Origin of the sequence: Streptomyces sp. CB02366, assembly GCF_001905905.1 — a bacterium.
Lineage (GTDB): Bacteria > Actinomycetota > Actinomycetes > Streptomycetales > Streptomycetaceae > Streptomyces.
Genome location: NZ_LIVT01000006.1, coordinates 232080 through 245581, shown reverse-complemented (window position 1 = coordinate 245581; position 13502 = coordinate 232080). Strand labels below are relative to the sequence as shown.

The 13502-nt window shown below is 72.8% G+C and carries 13 protein-coding genes; 4 read left to right on the top strand and 9 right to left on the bottom strand.

What is annotated here, in order from left to right; translation table 11 throughout:
• Positions 1 to 43: 43 nt before the first annotated feature.
• On the bottom strand, positions 44 to 964 hold the full coding sequence (locus AMK24_RS20105; RefSeq protein WP_073770182.1) for an oxygenase MpaB family protein: 921 nt from the start codon (positions 962 to 964) through the stop codon (positions 44 to 46).
• Between the two features lie 320 nt (positions 965 to 1284).
• Positions 1285 to 1773: an isochorismatase family protein gene (locus AMK24_RS20100; RefSeq protein WP_199876460.1), complete on the bottom strand. Its 489-nt coding sequence runs from the start codon at positions 1771 to 1773 to the stop codon at positions 1285 to 1287.
• Between the two features lie 838 nt (positions 1774 to 2611).
• Here AMK24_RS20100 and AMK24_RS20090 point away from each other — a divergent pair.
• The gene (locus AMK24_RS20090; RefSeq protein ID WP_073770179.1) at positions 2612 to 3343 is read left to right on the top strand and encodes a MerR family transcriptional regulator; all 732 of its coding nucleotides are present in this window, start codon (positions 2612 to 2614) and stop codon (positions 3341 to 3343) included.
• A gap of 36 nt (positions 3344 to 3379) precedes the next feature.
• Here the strand turns inward: AMK24_RS20090 and AMK24_RS20085 are convergent, their stop codons facing one another.
• The 4 genes from AMK24_RS20085 to AMK24_RS20070 are packed head-to-tail and all read right to left on the bottom strand — an operon-like array spanning position 3380 to position 9139.
• Positions 3380 to 5551, bottom strand: coding sequence for a 3-hydroxyacyl-CoA dehydrogenase NAD-binding domain-containing protein (locus AMK24_RS20085; protein WP_073770178.1), 2172 nt, complete (start codon positions 5549 to 5551; stop codon positions 3380 to 3382).
• Between the two features lie 39 nt (positions 5552 to 5590).
• Complete coding sequence (locus AMK24_RS20080; RefSeq protein ID WP_073770177.1) at positions 5591 to 6805, bottom strand: acetyl-CoA C-acetyltransferase; 1215 nt, start codon at positions 6803 to 6805, stop codon at positions 5591 to 5593.
• A 43-nt stretch (positions 6806 to 6848) separates the two neighbouring features.
• Entirely contained in the window at positions 6849 to 7991 is a 1143-nt protein-coding gene (locus tag AMK24_RS20075; RefSeq protein WP_073770176.1) for an acyl-CoA dehydrogenase family protein, read from the bottom strand.
• 8 nt (positions 7992 to 7999) lie between these two features.
• Positions 8000 to 9139 (bottom strand): CaiB/BaiF CoA transferase family protein, encoded by a 1140-nt coding sequence (locus AMK24_RS20070; RefSeq protein WP_073770175.1) that lies wholly within the window; start codon positions 9137 to 9139, stop codon positions 8000 to 8002.
• Positions 9140 to 9346: 207 nt separating this feature from the next.
• On the opposite strand from AMK24_RS20070, the gene AMK24_RS20065 reads away from it, so the two are divergent.
• Positions 9347 to 10537, top strand: coding sequence for a saccharopine dehydrogenase family protein (locus AMK24_RS20065; RefSeq protein WP_073770174.1), 1191 nt, complete (start codon positions 9347 to 9349; stop codon positions 10535 to 10537).
• Positions 10538 to 10595: 58 nt separating this feature from the next.
• Here the strand turns inward: AMK24_RS20065 and mmpA are convergent, their stop codons facing one another.
• The 3 genes from mmpA to AMK24_RS20055 all read right to left on the bottom strand — a co-directional run bounded on the left by mmpA (position 10596) and on the right by AMK24_RS20055 (position 11754).
• Positions 10596 to 10739: a morphogenic membrane protein MmpA gene (mmpA, locus tag AMK24_RS34255; RefSeq protein WP_199876459.1), complete on the bottom strand. Its 144-nt coding sequence runs from the start codon at positions 10737 to 10739 to the stop codon at positions 10596 to 10598.
• A gap of 48 nt (positions 10740 to 10787) precedes the next feature.
• Complete coding sequence (locus AMK24_RS20060) at positions 10788 to 10985, bottom strand: hypothetical protein (RefSeq protein ID WP_073770173.1); 198 nt, start codon at positions 10983 to 10985, stop codon at positions 10788 to 10790.
• Positions 10986 to 11061: 76 nt separating this feature from the next.
• Positions 11062 to 11754 (bottom strand): endonuclease V, encoded by a 693-nt coding sequence (locus AMK24_RS20055; protein ID WP_073770172.1) that lies wholly within the window; start codon positions 11752 to 11754, stop codon positions 11062 to 11064.
• A 445-nt stretch (positions 11755 to 12199) separates the two neighbouring features.
• Between AMK24_RS20055 and AMK24_RS20050 the strand changes: the two genes are divergently transcribed.
• The gene (locus tag AMK24_RS20050) at positions 12200 to 12496 is read left to right on the top strand and encodes a YciI family protein (RefSeq protein ID WP_073770171.1); all 297 of its coding nucleotides are present in this window, start codon (positions 12200 to 12202) and stop codon (positions 12494 to 12496) included.
• Between the two features lie 54 nt (positions 12497 to 12550).
• Entirely contained in the window at positions 12551 to 13417 is an 867-nt protein-coding gene (locus AMK24_RS20045) for an alpha/beta fold hydrolase (RefSeq protein ID WP_073770170.1), read from the top strand.
• Positions 13418 to 13502: the final 85 nt, after the last annotated feature.

The window sequence follows — 13502 nt, the reverse complement described above, 5'->3', positions numbered from 1 at the left end:
ACCGGGTCCGCGGGACGCCCCGGGGCCCGGCCCCCCTGGGCGCTCAGCCGTTCCGGCGCGCCTCGGCGGTCCACGCCGCCCGGGCCGCCCGCGCCCTCGGCAGGTAGCGCAGCCGCTCGGGCAGGGCCGGGACCACGGTCCGCAGCACCGCGCACGTCCGGCGCAGCCTTTTCTCCTGGGCGGCGGTCCAGGGCAGGCCGATCGCCGCGCGGGCGTCGGGGGGCATGAGGCCGATGGTGACGAACCTCCGGAAGCGGGCCAGCGGCGGCAGGAGCACCGGCCACAGCACACGCAGCAGGGGCCTCAACGGCCACGGCCCCCGGTCCGGCGGCGGTACGGGCTGGTCGGTGGCGACGAGTTCACGGACGACGGCGGTCGCCTCGATCTCCTCGGCGAGCATCTTCCTCCAGTACGGCCAGAACTCCTCGACGGTCTGCGGCATGTCCCGGTCGTGGATGCCGAGGACGCGTCCGACCTGGAGCCACTCCCGGTACAGGGCGCGCTCCTGGTCCGGGGTCATGGGCCGGATCAGATAGCGGGCGGCGTGCCGGTAGACGGGGAAGCCGGTGGCGTGCACCCAGGCGTAGTTGGCGGGGGTCAGCGCGTGGTAGCGGCGGCCCCGTGTGTCGGTGCCCTGGATGCTCCGGTGGAGCACGCGCAACCTGCGGCCCTCCTCGGCCGCCTCCGCGCCGCCGTACACCCAGAGCTGGAGCGAGCGCAGCGAGCGTTCGCCGCGCCCCCACGGGTCCGTACGGAAGACGGAGTGCTCGTCCACGCCCGCGCCGACGGCCGGGTGGGCGACCTGGAGGGTGAGGGCGGCGGGGAGCATCAGCAGGGCGCGGACGTCCCCGGCCAGGCTCCAGAGCACGCCGCCGGGCGGGGGCGGCGCGGGTTCGTTCACACCGTCGCCGCGACGGTCCCGGGGCGCCGGTGAACGCTCCGTCTCGCGTTCCGCGCTGCTCATCCGTGCTCCCGAGGTCCCGGCGGGCCTGCCGTGCGCTGCCCGTGCCCTCCCTCCATGGTCCCTCGCGCAGGAGGCCGGCGGGCGCCGGGGGCCTCGAACGGCGTGCGGACGGCGCGGCGGCCCCGGCCGGCCGGGGCCGTACGCCGTCACCGGTACGGTGGCCCGCACCGTGGCAGCCGTCGTCGACGCGACCGCGTCATGTCGTGCACAGACGGCAGGAGTTGCTACCGTCGCCTCTCGGCCTGACCGAGAAGGAGCACCGCACGAGGGCGTCCGCAGCCGTGCGCCGTCCCACGCGGGCGGAGGCGCAGCGGACGGTGTCACCGGTAGTCGGCGGTCCTCCGCACCTCGCCGAAGCGGGGGAAGACGCGTTGCACGGCGAAGTCGTGCTCGTCGGCGGCCAGTCCGGACATCGCGTCGGCCACGAACTCCAGTCGGTAGCCGTGGTCGGACGCGGCCCGCGCGGTGGACTCGACGCCCATCGTGGTGACCAGTCCGGCGATCACCAGGGTGTCCACGTCCAGGGCGCGCAGGCGCTCGTCCAGACCGGTACCGTGGAAGGCGCCGACGGTCCGCTTGACCACCACGAGGTCACCGTCGTGCACCAGGTCGTCGGCGAAGTCGCTGCCGGCCGGCTGTTCGGCGACGCCCGGACGCTCCACCCGCACCATCACCACGGGTCGCTCCCGCTCCCGGAACGACTCGGCCAACTCACGTCCGCGTTGCAGTACTTCCTCTCCTGAGTGGGGAGCGAGAGGAAGAGCGACGATGCGGGGCATCAGGTCGATCAGGACCAGTGCGGACTTCATGCCGGTGATCACAGGAGCACCCTCTCAGGAGAACAGAACGTCGAACCGGGTCCGCCCGGCCGGGGGTCAGGTACCGACGACGGCGTCGTGGACGCCTCGGCGACCGAGGCCACGTGGAAACGCGTGTCGGGTGTGTTCGGGACGGACCACCGCCGCGACGCCGCCCCGAACGCCCGGGTGGGCAGGGGCTCCCCGCCCCGCGTCACGCGAACCGTGCCGGAGCACTGCCCGGCCTCCGCCGTCCTGAACACGGCCTCCTCCAGAGCCGCCGGACCGAGGCCGTCCGCACCGTCCGTCCTCGCCATCGAATCCCCCGCGCAGAAGAAGTCCGCCTTGCAGCAGTGATGATCTTCGGACGGCCGCTTCCGGGCAACTGCTTTTCGCGGACTTCCCGTTCCGGCAGCCGGGCGGCGTCTCGCCGCGCCCCTCACCACCAGGACGGCGCGCATCCGGTCCGGAGGAACAGCAGGCTGCGCCACCTTCGCCCCTCCTTGCCCGGGCAGTCGTCCCGCCGCTGTCCGGAACATGCGGCCAGGACGAGGGGCTGTCCGTCGGCGTGAGCGCCACAACCGCAGGCGAAGCGGTCACGCACGCCGTGGCGACACCCGGCCCGCCCCACTGAAGCTGCAGTTCAGAGCATTGATTCATCGATGATCGAGGATTTCACCCCCGGAAGCCGCCCATGACCTCCAGGTCCGGCCGTCTCTCTTCTGCACCGGCTTGAAAACCTGGCCACAGGGTCCGGGGTGGACGGCCGGGCCCCGGTGCCGGAGACTTTCACAGAAGTGGTGAGACAGCGGAACTGTCCGATCCGAGGATTCGACCGGCGGGAGCAGAGATGGCGACGGGGACCGACGGGCCGACGCTCACGGTGGACGAGCTGGCGGCACGCGCCGGGGTCACCGTGCGCACGGTGCGGTTCTACAGCACCCGGGGCCTGCTGCCGCCCCCGGTGATCGGTCCGCGCCGGGTCGGCCACTACGGGCCCGACCACCTCTCCCGGCTCGCGCTGATCGAGGAGCTCCAGCAGCAGGGCATGACGCTGGCGGCGATCGAACGGTACCTGGAGCAGTTGCCGCCCGACCTGAGCGCCCACGACCTGGCGATCCACCGGGCGCTGGTGGCGTCCTGGGCGCCGGACCGGACCGAGGGCTTCTCCCGGGCGGAGCTGGAGCGGCGGGCCGGGCGGGCGCTGGCGGAGGAGGACGTGGAGCGGCTGGCGGCGATGGGGGTGCTGGTGCGGCCGCAGGGGCCCGGCGGGGAGTTCCGGGTGGATCTGGGGCTGCTGCGGCTCGGGGTGGAGCTGCTGGACGTGCCGATCGCGCACGAGACGATCCTGGCGGCGCGGACCGTGCTGCTGGAGCACACCCGCTCGGCCGCGCAGGAGATGGCCCGGTTGTTCCGGGACGAGGTGTGGAACCCCTACCGGGAGCGGGAGGGCGACCCGGAGCATGTGGCGGCGATGAAGTCGTTGTCGGCCCATATGCAGCCGATCGTGGTGCAGGCGCTGGTGACGGCGTTCCAGCGGTCGCTCAAGGAAGAGCTGCGGGCCGCGTTCACCGCCGAGTGACGGTGGACGCGGCCCGGGCCGGCGCCGGTCGGCGGCTCAGTCGTGGAAGGTCTCGCCCTTCTCCGCCTTCTCCACCAGCAGTGCGGGCGGCAGGAAGCGGTCGCCGTAGCGCTCGGCGAGTTCCCGGGCGCGGGCCACGAAGCCGGGCAGCCCGCCCTCGTACCCGTTGATGTACTGGAGCACGCCGCCGGTCCACGGCGGGAAGCCGATGCCCATGATGGAGCCGATGTTGGCGTCGGCGACGGAGATGAGGACGTTCTCCTCCAGGCAGCGGACGCTGTCCAGGGCCTCGGAGAAGAGCATCCGCTCCTTCATGTCCTCGAACGGCACGTCCGCGTCGGGCTTGGTGAAGTGCTCGCGCAGTCCGGGCCAGAGGCCGACGCGCTTGCCGTCCTCGTCGTAGTCGTAGAAGCCCGCTCCCCCGCTGCGGCCCGGTCGTTCGAACTCGTCGACCATCCGGTCGACGACCCCGTCGGAGGGGTGGCCGGGCCAGGTGCCGCCGGCCTCCTCCACCGCCCGCTTCGTCTCGTCGCGGATCTTGCGGGGCAGGGTCAGGGTCAGCTCGTCCATCAGGGAGAGGACCTTGGCCGGGTAGCCGGACTGGGCGGCGGCCTGTTCGATCGAGGCGGGCTCGACGCCCTCCCCGACCATGGCGACGCCCTCGTTGATGAACTGGCCGATGACGCGCGAGGTGAAGAAGCCGCGCGAGTCGTTGACGACGATCGGCGTCTTCTTGATGCGCCGTACGAGGTCGAAGGCGCGGGCCAGGGCCTCGTCGCCGGTGCGCTCGCCCTTGATGATCTCGACGAGCGGCATCTTGTCGACGGGTGAGAAGAAGTGCAGCCCGATGAAGTCGGCGGGGCGCGTGACGCCTTCGGCGAGGACGGTGATCGGGAGGGTGGAGGTGTTGGAGCAGAGCAGGGCGTCCGGTTCGACGACGTCCTGGATCTCCTGGAACACCTTGTGCTTGAGTGCGGTGTCCTCGAAGACGGCCTCGATGACGGCGTCGCAGCCGGCGAGGGCGGCCACCTCGCCGGTCGGGGTGATCCGGGCCAGCAGTTCGTCGCGCTTCGCCTCCGTCGTACGGCCGCGGGAGAGCGCCTTGGCGAGCAGCTTCTCGCTGTACGCCTTGCCCTTGGCGGCGGCCTCCGTGGAGACGTCCTTGAGGACGACCTCGATCCCGGCCTTGGCGCAGGAGTAGGCGATGCCCGCGCCCATCATCCCGGCGCCGAGGACGGCGACCTTGCGGACGGGGCGCTCGGGGACTTCCTTGGGCCGGTTGGCGCCGGAGTTGACGGCCTGGAGGTCGAAGAAGAACGCCTGGATCATGTTCTTGGAGACCTGGCCGGTGACCAGCTCGGTGAAGTACCGGGCCTCGATGGTCTGGGCGGTATCGAAGTCGACCTGGGAGCCCTCGACGGCCGCCGCGAGGATGTTGCGCGGCGCGGGCATGGGCGCGCCCGCGAGCTGCTTCTTCAGGTTGGACGGGAACGCGGGGAGGTTGGCGGCGAACTTGGGGTTCGAGGGGGTGCCGCCGGGGATCTTGTACCCCTTGACGTCCCAGGGCTGCTGGGACTCGGGGTGGGCGTCGATGAAGGCGCGGGCCTTCTCGATCATCTCCTCGCGGGTGGCGGCGACCTCGTGGACGAGGCCGTTCTCCCGCGCCCGGCGCGGGGTGTACTGGGTGCCCTGGAGGAGCACCTTGAGCAGGGCGTCCGTGATGCCCATGAGGCGTACGGTCCGGGTGACGCCGCCGCCCGCCGGGAGCAGCCCGAGGGTGACCTCGGGCAGGCCGATGCGGGAGCCGGGGGCGTCGAGGGCGACGCGGTGGTGCGCGGCGAGCGCGATCTCGTAACCGCCGCCGAGGGCCGCGCCGTTGATGGCGGCGACGACGGGCTTGCCGAGGGTCTCGATGCGGCGGAGCGACCTCTTGATCGCGGTGCCGGCGTCGAAGACGGCCTGGGCGTTCTCCGGGCCGACCTTGATCATGTCCTTGAGGTCGCCGCCGGCGAAGAAGGTCTTCTTCGCGGAGGTGTAGATGATGCCGCGGATGGAGTCCTTCTCGGCCTCGGCGCGGTCCGCGACGGCCGCGATGGAGTCCTTGAAGGCCTGGTTCATCGTGTTGGCGGACTGGTTCGGGTCGTCGAGGACGAGGGTGACGACGCCGGTCTCGTCCTGTTCCCAGCGGATGGTCGTGCTCTCGGTCATGTGGGTGTCTTCTCCGTAAGCAGAGGGGGCCGGGGCGGGTCAGATGCGTTCGACGACGGTCGCGACGCCCATGCCGCCGCCGACGCAGAGGGTGACCAGTCCGAACCGCTGGTCGCGGCGCTCCAGTTCGTCGATGACGGTGCCGAGGATCATCGCGCCGGTCGCGCCGAGCGGGTGGCCGAGCGCGATGGCCCCGCCGTTGACGTTGACCTTGTCCAGGGAGAGGCCCATGTCCTTGACGAAGCGCAGGACGACCCCGGCGAAGGCCTCGTTGATCTCGACGAGGTCGATGTCGTCGATGGTCAGCCCCGCCTTGGCGAGCGCCTTGCGGGTGGCCGGGGCGGGGCCGGTGAGCATGATGGTGGGCTCGGAGCCGGAGACGGCGGCGGAGACGATCCGGGCGCGCGGGGTGAGGCCGTAGCGCTCCCCGACCTCCTTGGAGCCGATGGCGACGAGGGCGGCGCCGTCCACGATGCCGGAGGAGTTGCCCGCGTGGTGGACATGGTCGATCTTCTCGACCCAGTGGTACTTCTGGAGCGCCACGGCGTCGAATCCGCCCATCTCGCCGATGCCGGCGAAGGACGGCTTGAGTCCGGCGAGCGATTCGGCGGTGGTGCCGGGGCGCATGTGCTCGTCGTGGTCGAGGACGAGCAGGCCGTTGCGGTCCTTGACGGGGACGACGGAGCGGGCGAAGCGGCCTTCCTTCCAGGCCGCGGCGGCGCGCTCCTGGGAGAGGGCGGCGTACTCGTCGACGTCGCGGCGGCTGAAGCCCTCGACGGTGGCGATGAGGTCGGCGCCGATGCCCTGCGGGGCGAAGCCGGTCTCGAAGCTGGTCATCGGGTCCATCGCCCAGGCGCCGCCGTCCGAGCCCATCGGCACGCGGGACATCGACTCGACCCCGCCGGCCAGGACCAGGTCCTCCCAGCCCGAACGGACCTTGGCGGCGGCCAGGTTGACCGCTTCCAGGCCCGAGGCGCAGAAGCGGTTCTCCTGGACCCCGGCGACGGTGTCGGGCAGTCCGGCCGCGATGGCGGCGATACGGGCGATGTCGGAGCCCTGGTCGCCGAGCGGGCTGACCACGCCGAGGACGATGTCGTCGATGGCCGCCGGGTCGAGGTCCGGGAAGCGTCCCTGGATCTCGTGGATGAGGCCGACGACGAGGTCGATCGGCTTGGTGCCGTGCAGGGCTCCGTTGGCCTTGCCGCGACCGCGCGGGGTGCGGATCGCGTCGTAGACGAATGCTTCGGTACTCAAGACAGCTGCCTTTCGGGGGTGTGGGACGGCGGAGGGAGGGGCGTCAGGCGAGCAGCGAGCGGCCGATGATCTCCTTCATGATCTCGGTCGTGCCGCCGTAGATGGTCTGGATGCGGCCGTCGGTGAACGCCTTGGCGACCTTGTACTCGCTCATGTAGCCGTAACCGCCGTGGAGTTGGAGGCAGCGGTCGGCCACGCGCTTCTGCAGTTCGGTGGCCCACCACTTGGCCATGGAGGCGTGGACGGCGTCCAGGACCCCGTCGGAGTGGTCGACGATGCACCGGTCGAGGAAGGTGCGGGTGACGGCGCACTCGGTGGCCATCTCGGCGATCTCGAAGCGGATGTGCTGGAGCTTGGCCAGCGGGCGGCCGAACGCCTCGCGCTCCTTGACGTACCGGGTGGTGATCTCCAGCAGGTGTTCGGCGGCGGCGATCCCGGCGACCGCTATGCCCATGCGCTCCTGGGCCAGGTTGGTCATCAGGTGGAGGAACGCGCCGTCGCGCGTCCCGAGGAGGTTCTCCTTGGGGACGCGGACGTCGTTGAAGAACAACTCGGCGGTGTCCTGGGACTTCTGGCCGATCTTGTCGAGGTTGCGGCCGCGCTCGAAGCCCTCCGCGCCGCGTTCGACGACGATGAGGGAGAGGCCCTTGGCCCCGCCGTCCGGGGTGGTCTTCGCGACGACGATCACCAGGTCGGCGAGGATGCCGTTGGAGATGAAGGTCTTGGAGCCGTTGAGCAGCCAGTGGTCGCCCTTGTCCTCGGCGGTGGTGCGGATGCCCTGGAGGTCGGAGCCCGCGCCCGGCTCGGTCATGGCGATCGCGGTGATGGTCTCGCCGGAGCAGAAGCCGGGGAGCCAGCGGCGCTTCTGCTCGTCGGTGGCCAGGCCCGTGAGATAGGGGCCGATGATGTCGTTGTGCAGGCCGATCGCGAGTCCGGCGGCCCCGGCGCGGGTGAACTCCTCGGCCAGGACGGCGCTGTAGCGGAAGTCGTCGCTGCCGCCGCCCCCGTACTCCTCCGGGACGGCGAGGCCCAGCAGTCCGGCTCGTCCGGCGGCGAGCCAGGCGTCGCGGGAGACGATGCCGTCCTGCTCCCACTGCTCGTAGTGCGGAAGGACCTCCTTGGCCAGGAAGGCCCGGACGGTCTCGCGGAACGCGTCGTGTTCCTCGGTGAAGATCTGCCGTTGCACGGGGTCTCCTAGTCGTGAGAGGGGGGCCGCAGCCCCGGTACGTCCCAGTCGGCGGCGACGGCGTCCGTGTCGGCGCCCGGCCGCGCGGGTCCGCTGCGGACGGAGACGGGGGTGGCCGAGAAGCGGGGTGCGGGGGCGGGCTGGATCTGTCCGCCGTGCTCGACGAAGGTGGAGCGGGCGGCGAGGTGCGGGTGGTGCGGGGCCTCGGTGAGCGAGAGGACGGGGGCCACGCAGGCGTCGGTGCCGTCGAAGACCTCGGTCCACTCGGCGCGCGTACGGGTGAGGAAGCGTGCGGTGACGGCGGCGCGCAGGTCGTCCCAGCGGGCGAGGTCCCAGCGGTCGGGGAAGGCGTCGGCGATGCCGAGGAGCCGGACGAACTCCGCGTAGAACCGTCCCTCCAGCGGGCCGACCGCCATGTGGCCGCCGTCGGAGGTGGCGTACGTGCCGTAGAACGGGCAGCCGCCGTCGAACAGGTTCGCGCCGCGCCGGTCCTGCCAGCTGCCGGCGGCGAGCATGCCGTGGATCATCGAGGCGAGGTGGGCGGCGCCGTCCACGATGGCGGCGTCGACGACCTGTCCCTCGCCGTGGGCGCGGGCGTGCTGGAGGGCGGCGAGGACGCCGACGACGAGGTAGAGGGAGCCGCCCGCGTAGTCGCCGACCAGGTTGGCGGGGACGGTGGGCGGCTCGTCCGGCTTGCCGATCATGGACAGGGTGCCGGTGAGCGCGAGGTAGGCGATGTCGTGCCCGGCGCGCTCGGCCAGCGGGCCGTCCTGCCCCCAGCCGGTCATCCGCCCGTAGACGAGCTCCGGGTTGCGGGCGAGGCAGGCGTCGGGGCCGACGCCGAGCCGTTCGGCCACTCCGGGGCGGTAGCCCTCGATGAGGATGTCGGCGCGTTCGGCCAGGTCGAGGACGCGGGCCGGCCCCTCGTCGCTCTTGAGGTCCAGGAGGACGGAGCGCTTGTTGCGGTTGGTGATGTCGTACGCCGGGTCGATGCCGAGTCCCGGGCCGCCGGGCCGGTCGACGCGGACGACGTCGGCGCCGAGGTCCGCCAGCAGCATGGCGGCGAACGGCCCGGGTCCGATGCCCGCCAGCTCCACGACCCGGACACCGGTCAGCGGACCGTGCCCGGGTGTTGGGCCTTTCGCCATCTGTGATCCCCCAAGGGTGTGACACAACCGATGTAACATCAGTGATGCTAAGAACGGGCCCGGCTCCGCACAACCCCTCGGGGCGAGCAAGCGCTTAGTTCTTTGCTCCGATCCTCTCGTACCGGGTCCGCCCGGCCGGACGTCGCCACGGCGCTCTCCGCTACCCTCTGCCTGCCATGTCGGCAACGGCTTCCAGCGGAGGTACTCGTGAACAGGCAGAACGACGCGTCACGCCCCTTGGACGTGGTCCTCTTCGGCGCCACCGGTTTCGTGGGGACGCTCACCGCCGAGTACCTGGCGGCCCACGCCCCCGCCGGACTCCGCTGGGCGGCGGCCGGTCGCAGCCGGGACAAGCTGGAGGCGCTGCGCGAGCGGCTCACCGCGATCGACCCCGCCTGCGCCGAGCTGCCCCTGGTGGAGGCGGACGCGGACGACGCGGAGGCACTGGCCGAACTGGCCGCCTCCACGCGGGTGGTGGCCTCGACGGTGGGGCCGTACATCCGCTACGGCGAGAAGCTCGTCGCCGCCTGCGCGGAGGCCGGGACGGACTACGCGGACCTCACGGGCGAGGCGGAGTTCATCGACCGGATGTACCTGGAGAACGACGCGCGGGCCCGGGAGACGGGGGCGCGCCTCGTGCACGCCTGCGGCTTCGACTCGGTACCGCACGACCTCGGCGTCTGGTTCACCGTCAAGCAGCTTCCCGAGGGCGTGCCGCTGAGCGTGGACGGCTTCGTGCGGACCGACGCGGTGTTCTCGGGCGGCACGTTCGCCTCCGCGCTGACCGCGATCGGCCGGGGGCCGCAGATGCTGGCCGCCGCCCGCGAACGCCGGCTGCACGAACCGCGCCTGGTGGGCCGGCGGGTCCGCACGCCCTCGGGCCCACCGCACTTCAACGGAGCCGTCGGCACCTGGGCGCTGCCGCTGCCGACGGTGGACCCGGCGATCGTGGGCCGCTCCGCACGGGCTCTGGAGCGGTACGGACCCGACTTCGGCTACCGCCACTTCGCCTCGGTCAAGACGCTGCCGATGGCCCTGGCCGCCCCGGTGGCGATCGGCGCGCTGGTGGCCGCCGCGCAGGTGGAAGGCGTACGGGAGTGGCTGATGGGGCGTTACGAGGCGGGGCAGGGGCCGGACGAGGCGCGCCGGGAGCGGAGCTGGTTCACCGTCCGCTTCGTCGGGGAGGGCGGCGGGCGGCGCGTGTTCACCGAGGTGTCCGGCGGCGACCCCGGGTACGGCGAGACGGCGAAGATCCTGGCCGAATCGGCGGTGTGCCTGGCGCTGGACGAACTGCCGGAGACCTTCGGGCAGGTCACCACGGCGGTGGCCATGGGCGACGCGCTCCTGGAGCGGCTGACGGCGGCGGGGCTGCGGTTCCGGGTGGCGGCGACGCGCTGACCGCGGGCCTCGGGCGCCGCGGCCGGGGCGCTCCGGACCTCGGAGCGGGCCGGGAGGGTCAGAAGATCCAGCCGGCCACCGTGTAGAGCATCGCGCCCAGCCAGACGAGCCCGGCGGCGCTCCCCAGAAGCATGCCGAGAGCCATGCGGCGCTGGGCCGGGTCGAAGGACACGGGGCGGACGGCTGTGCGAGTGGCGTTCATGTGTTCAGCCTGCCCAGCTGTACGGATTCATGCCATCCGTACGCGTACTCAGTTGCAGGACTGTTCCATGCCCGGGACGTCAGGCGGCGGTCGCCCGCCCACGCGGGGCCCGGGGCGGTGCGGGAAGAGCAGGGTCGGGTTCACGGCGGCGAACAGCACGGACAGCGCCGGGAGGACGACGGCCCCCACGGGGCCGCCGCCGCGCGCGAACGCCGGTGCGGCGACCGCTCCGAGCAGCAGGAACAAGGCCGGCGGCCTCCACGCGCGTCCCCTGAGGGGGCGCGCTACCGCCGCCCGGGGACGCCCTTGGGAGCGGGCCCGTTCAGGCGGTCGCCTCCCGCAGGACCCGACGGCACAGGGCGTCCGCCCGCCGGGTGCTCTCCGGCTGCCGGTAGCGGCCCGCGAGGCGGAGCGTGTGGGCGCAGGCGTTGTCGAGGCTGATGCGGTGGCCGACCGAGACGAAGACCGGACTGGTGCTCTCCCGGGTGCGCAGCGCCCGGCCGACCACCTCGTCGCCGTCCAGCAGCGGGGAGGAGTCACCGCGCCGGGGGCCGGGGGCCTCGTAGGTGAACGTGAACGGGTTCTTGCCGACGCCGATCACCGGCAGGCCGGTGAGCACGCCCAGATGGCTGGCGAGTCCGAAGCGGCGCGGGTGCGCCACACCGTAGCCGTCGCAGACGACGAGGCCGGGGTCGACGCTCAGCTCCGCCAGGGCCTCCAGCACCGTGGGGATCTCCCGGAAGGCCAGCAGGCCGGGCACGTACGGGAAGACGATCCTGCCGACGGCGGTGGCCTCCTCGACCGTCTCCAGCGTCGCGGCGTCCAGCACCACGGCCGCCGCGACGACGACGTCCTTCTCCTCGTCGTAGGCCACGTCCACCCCGGTGACCAGTCCCGTTCCCGCCTCCGGCCCCACCTCGTCGAGGATCACCCGCTCACGCAGCCGGTCCTGGACCGCCCGGCCCTCGGCTTCGTCGGCGGGGGTCTCGTGGGCGGGGGCGGGGGAGCTCGTCATACCGGGAAGCCTATGCGCCGCCGGGACCGCCCCGCGACCACGGGCGCCGCCGGGCCGCAGGTCCGGGGGGGTGTGCCGGGCACGGGCCTCTCCGCATACCGGCGCGAGGGACAGAGCGGACCTCGCCTCCGACGGCTCCCCGGCGGTCCGCCTCGGGGTCTCCCTGCGCCCGGAGTCGACCGAGGAACAACGGACGGCGATCGATCGCCATGTGGGCCCCGACGACATCCTCCGCCCGCCGCCCTGGGTGATGCGGTCGCTCGACGATCCCGTGCTCCTGCGGGCGTGCGCCGAGTCCGCGCACCTCGGGATGCGGACCGTCCGGACCCGGGGGCGCGGTTGCTGGTGGCGCGGGATCCGGAGGCCGCGGCGGAGGGGCCCGCGCTGCCGCTCGCGGCCATGGAGTCCATCCTCGCCGCGTTCGGCATCCCGTAGCCTGACGATCATGTTCGTACTCGAATTGACCTACACCGCGCCGGTCGAGCGCGTCGACGCCCTGATGGCGGAGCACATGGCGTGGCTCGACGCACAGTACGCGGCGGGCGTCTTCATCGCGTCGGGCCGCAAGAACCCGCGGGACGGCGGGGTGATCCTGGCCGTCGGGGAGGACCGGGCGGCGATCGAGGGGATCGCGGCGGCCGACCCGTTCGCGGCGCACGGCGTGTGCGCGTACCGGATCACCGAGTTCATCGCCACCAGGACCGCGCCGGAGCTCGCCCCCCACCGACAACGGCTGCCGTAGCGGACGGCGCCCCGCCACCGATGAGTTTTCGGGGCGGGGTCGGTCTGCACGGGTATGGAGACCTACATCCTCACCACAGCCGGCGCCGACCTCGTGTACGACGTGCGCGGCCCCCTGCCCACCGCCGACGGCCGCCCGCCGCTGGTCCTGATCGGGCACCCCATGGACGCCACCGGGTTCGCCGCTCTGGCGGCGCGCTTCCCCGACCGGACCGTCGTCACCTACGACCCCCGGGGGCTCGGCCGCTCCACCCGCAAGGACGGCCGGGTGGAGTACACGCCCGAGATGCTGGCCGACGACGTGCACGCCGTCGTCGAGGCGCTCGGGGCCGGGCCGGTCGAGATGTTCGCCAGCAGCGGTGGCGCGGTCGCCGCCCTCGCCCTGGTGGCGCGCCACCCCGCCGACGTGGCGACCCTCGTCGCGCACGAGCCGCCGCTCATCACGCTCACCCCGGACGGCCCCGCGGCCGTCCGGGCGCGGGCCGGGGTCCGGGAGGCGTACGAGGCGCGCGGATGGGGCGCCGGGATGGCCGCGTTCGTGGCGATGACCTCGTGGGAGGGCGAGTTCACCGAGGCGTATTTCGCCCGGCCGGCGCCCGATCCCGCCGCGTTCGGCATGCCCACCGAGGACGACGGCTCCCGGGAGGACCCGCTGTTGTCCGACTGGTCCTGGGCGGTCGGCGACCACCGGCCGGACTCCGGGGCGATCGCCGCGGCGGGCACGCGGGTGGTGATCGCCGTGGGCGAGGAGTCGCGGACGGTGCAGACCGGGCGGACGTCCGTCGCCGCCGCCGAACTGCTCGGGCAGCGGGTGACCGTCTTCCCGAGCCATCACGCCGGTTTCATCGACGGAGAGTTCGGCTACCCGGGCAAGCCCGACGAGTTCGCCGAGCGGCTGCGCGAGGTGCTGGACGCCTCGTAGGGCGGCTCCGCTGGTGGGGCCGCCCTACGAGGAACCCGGCGGCCCCAGGGCGTGTTTCGGAAGTCCCGCCTGCTCGGCGACGCCC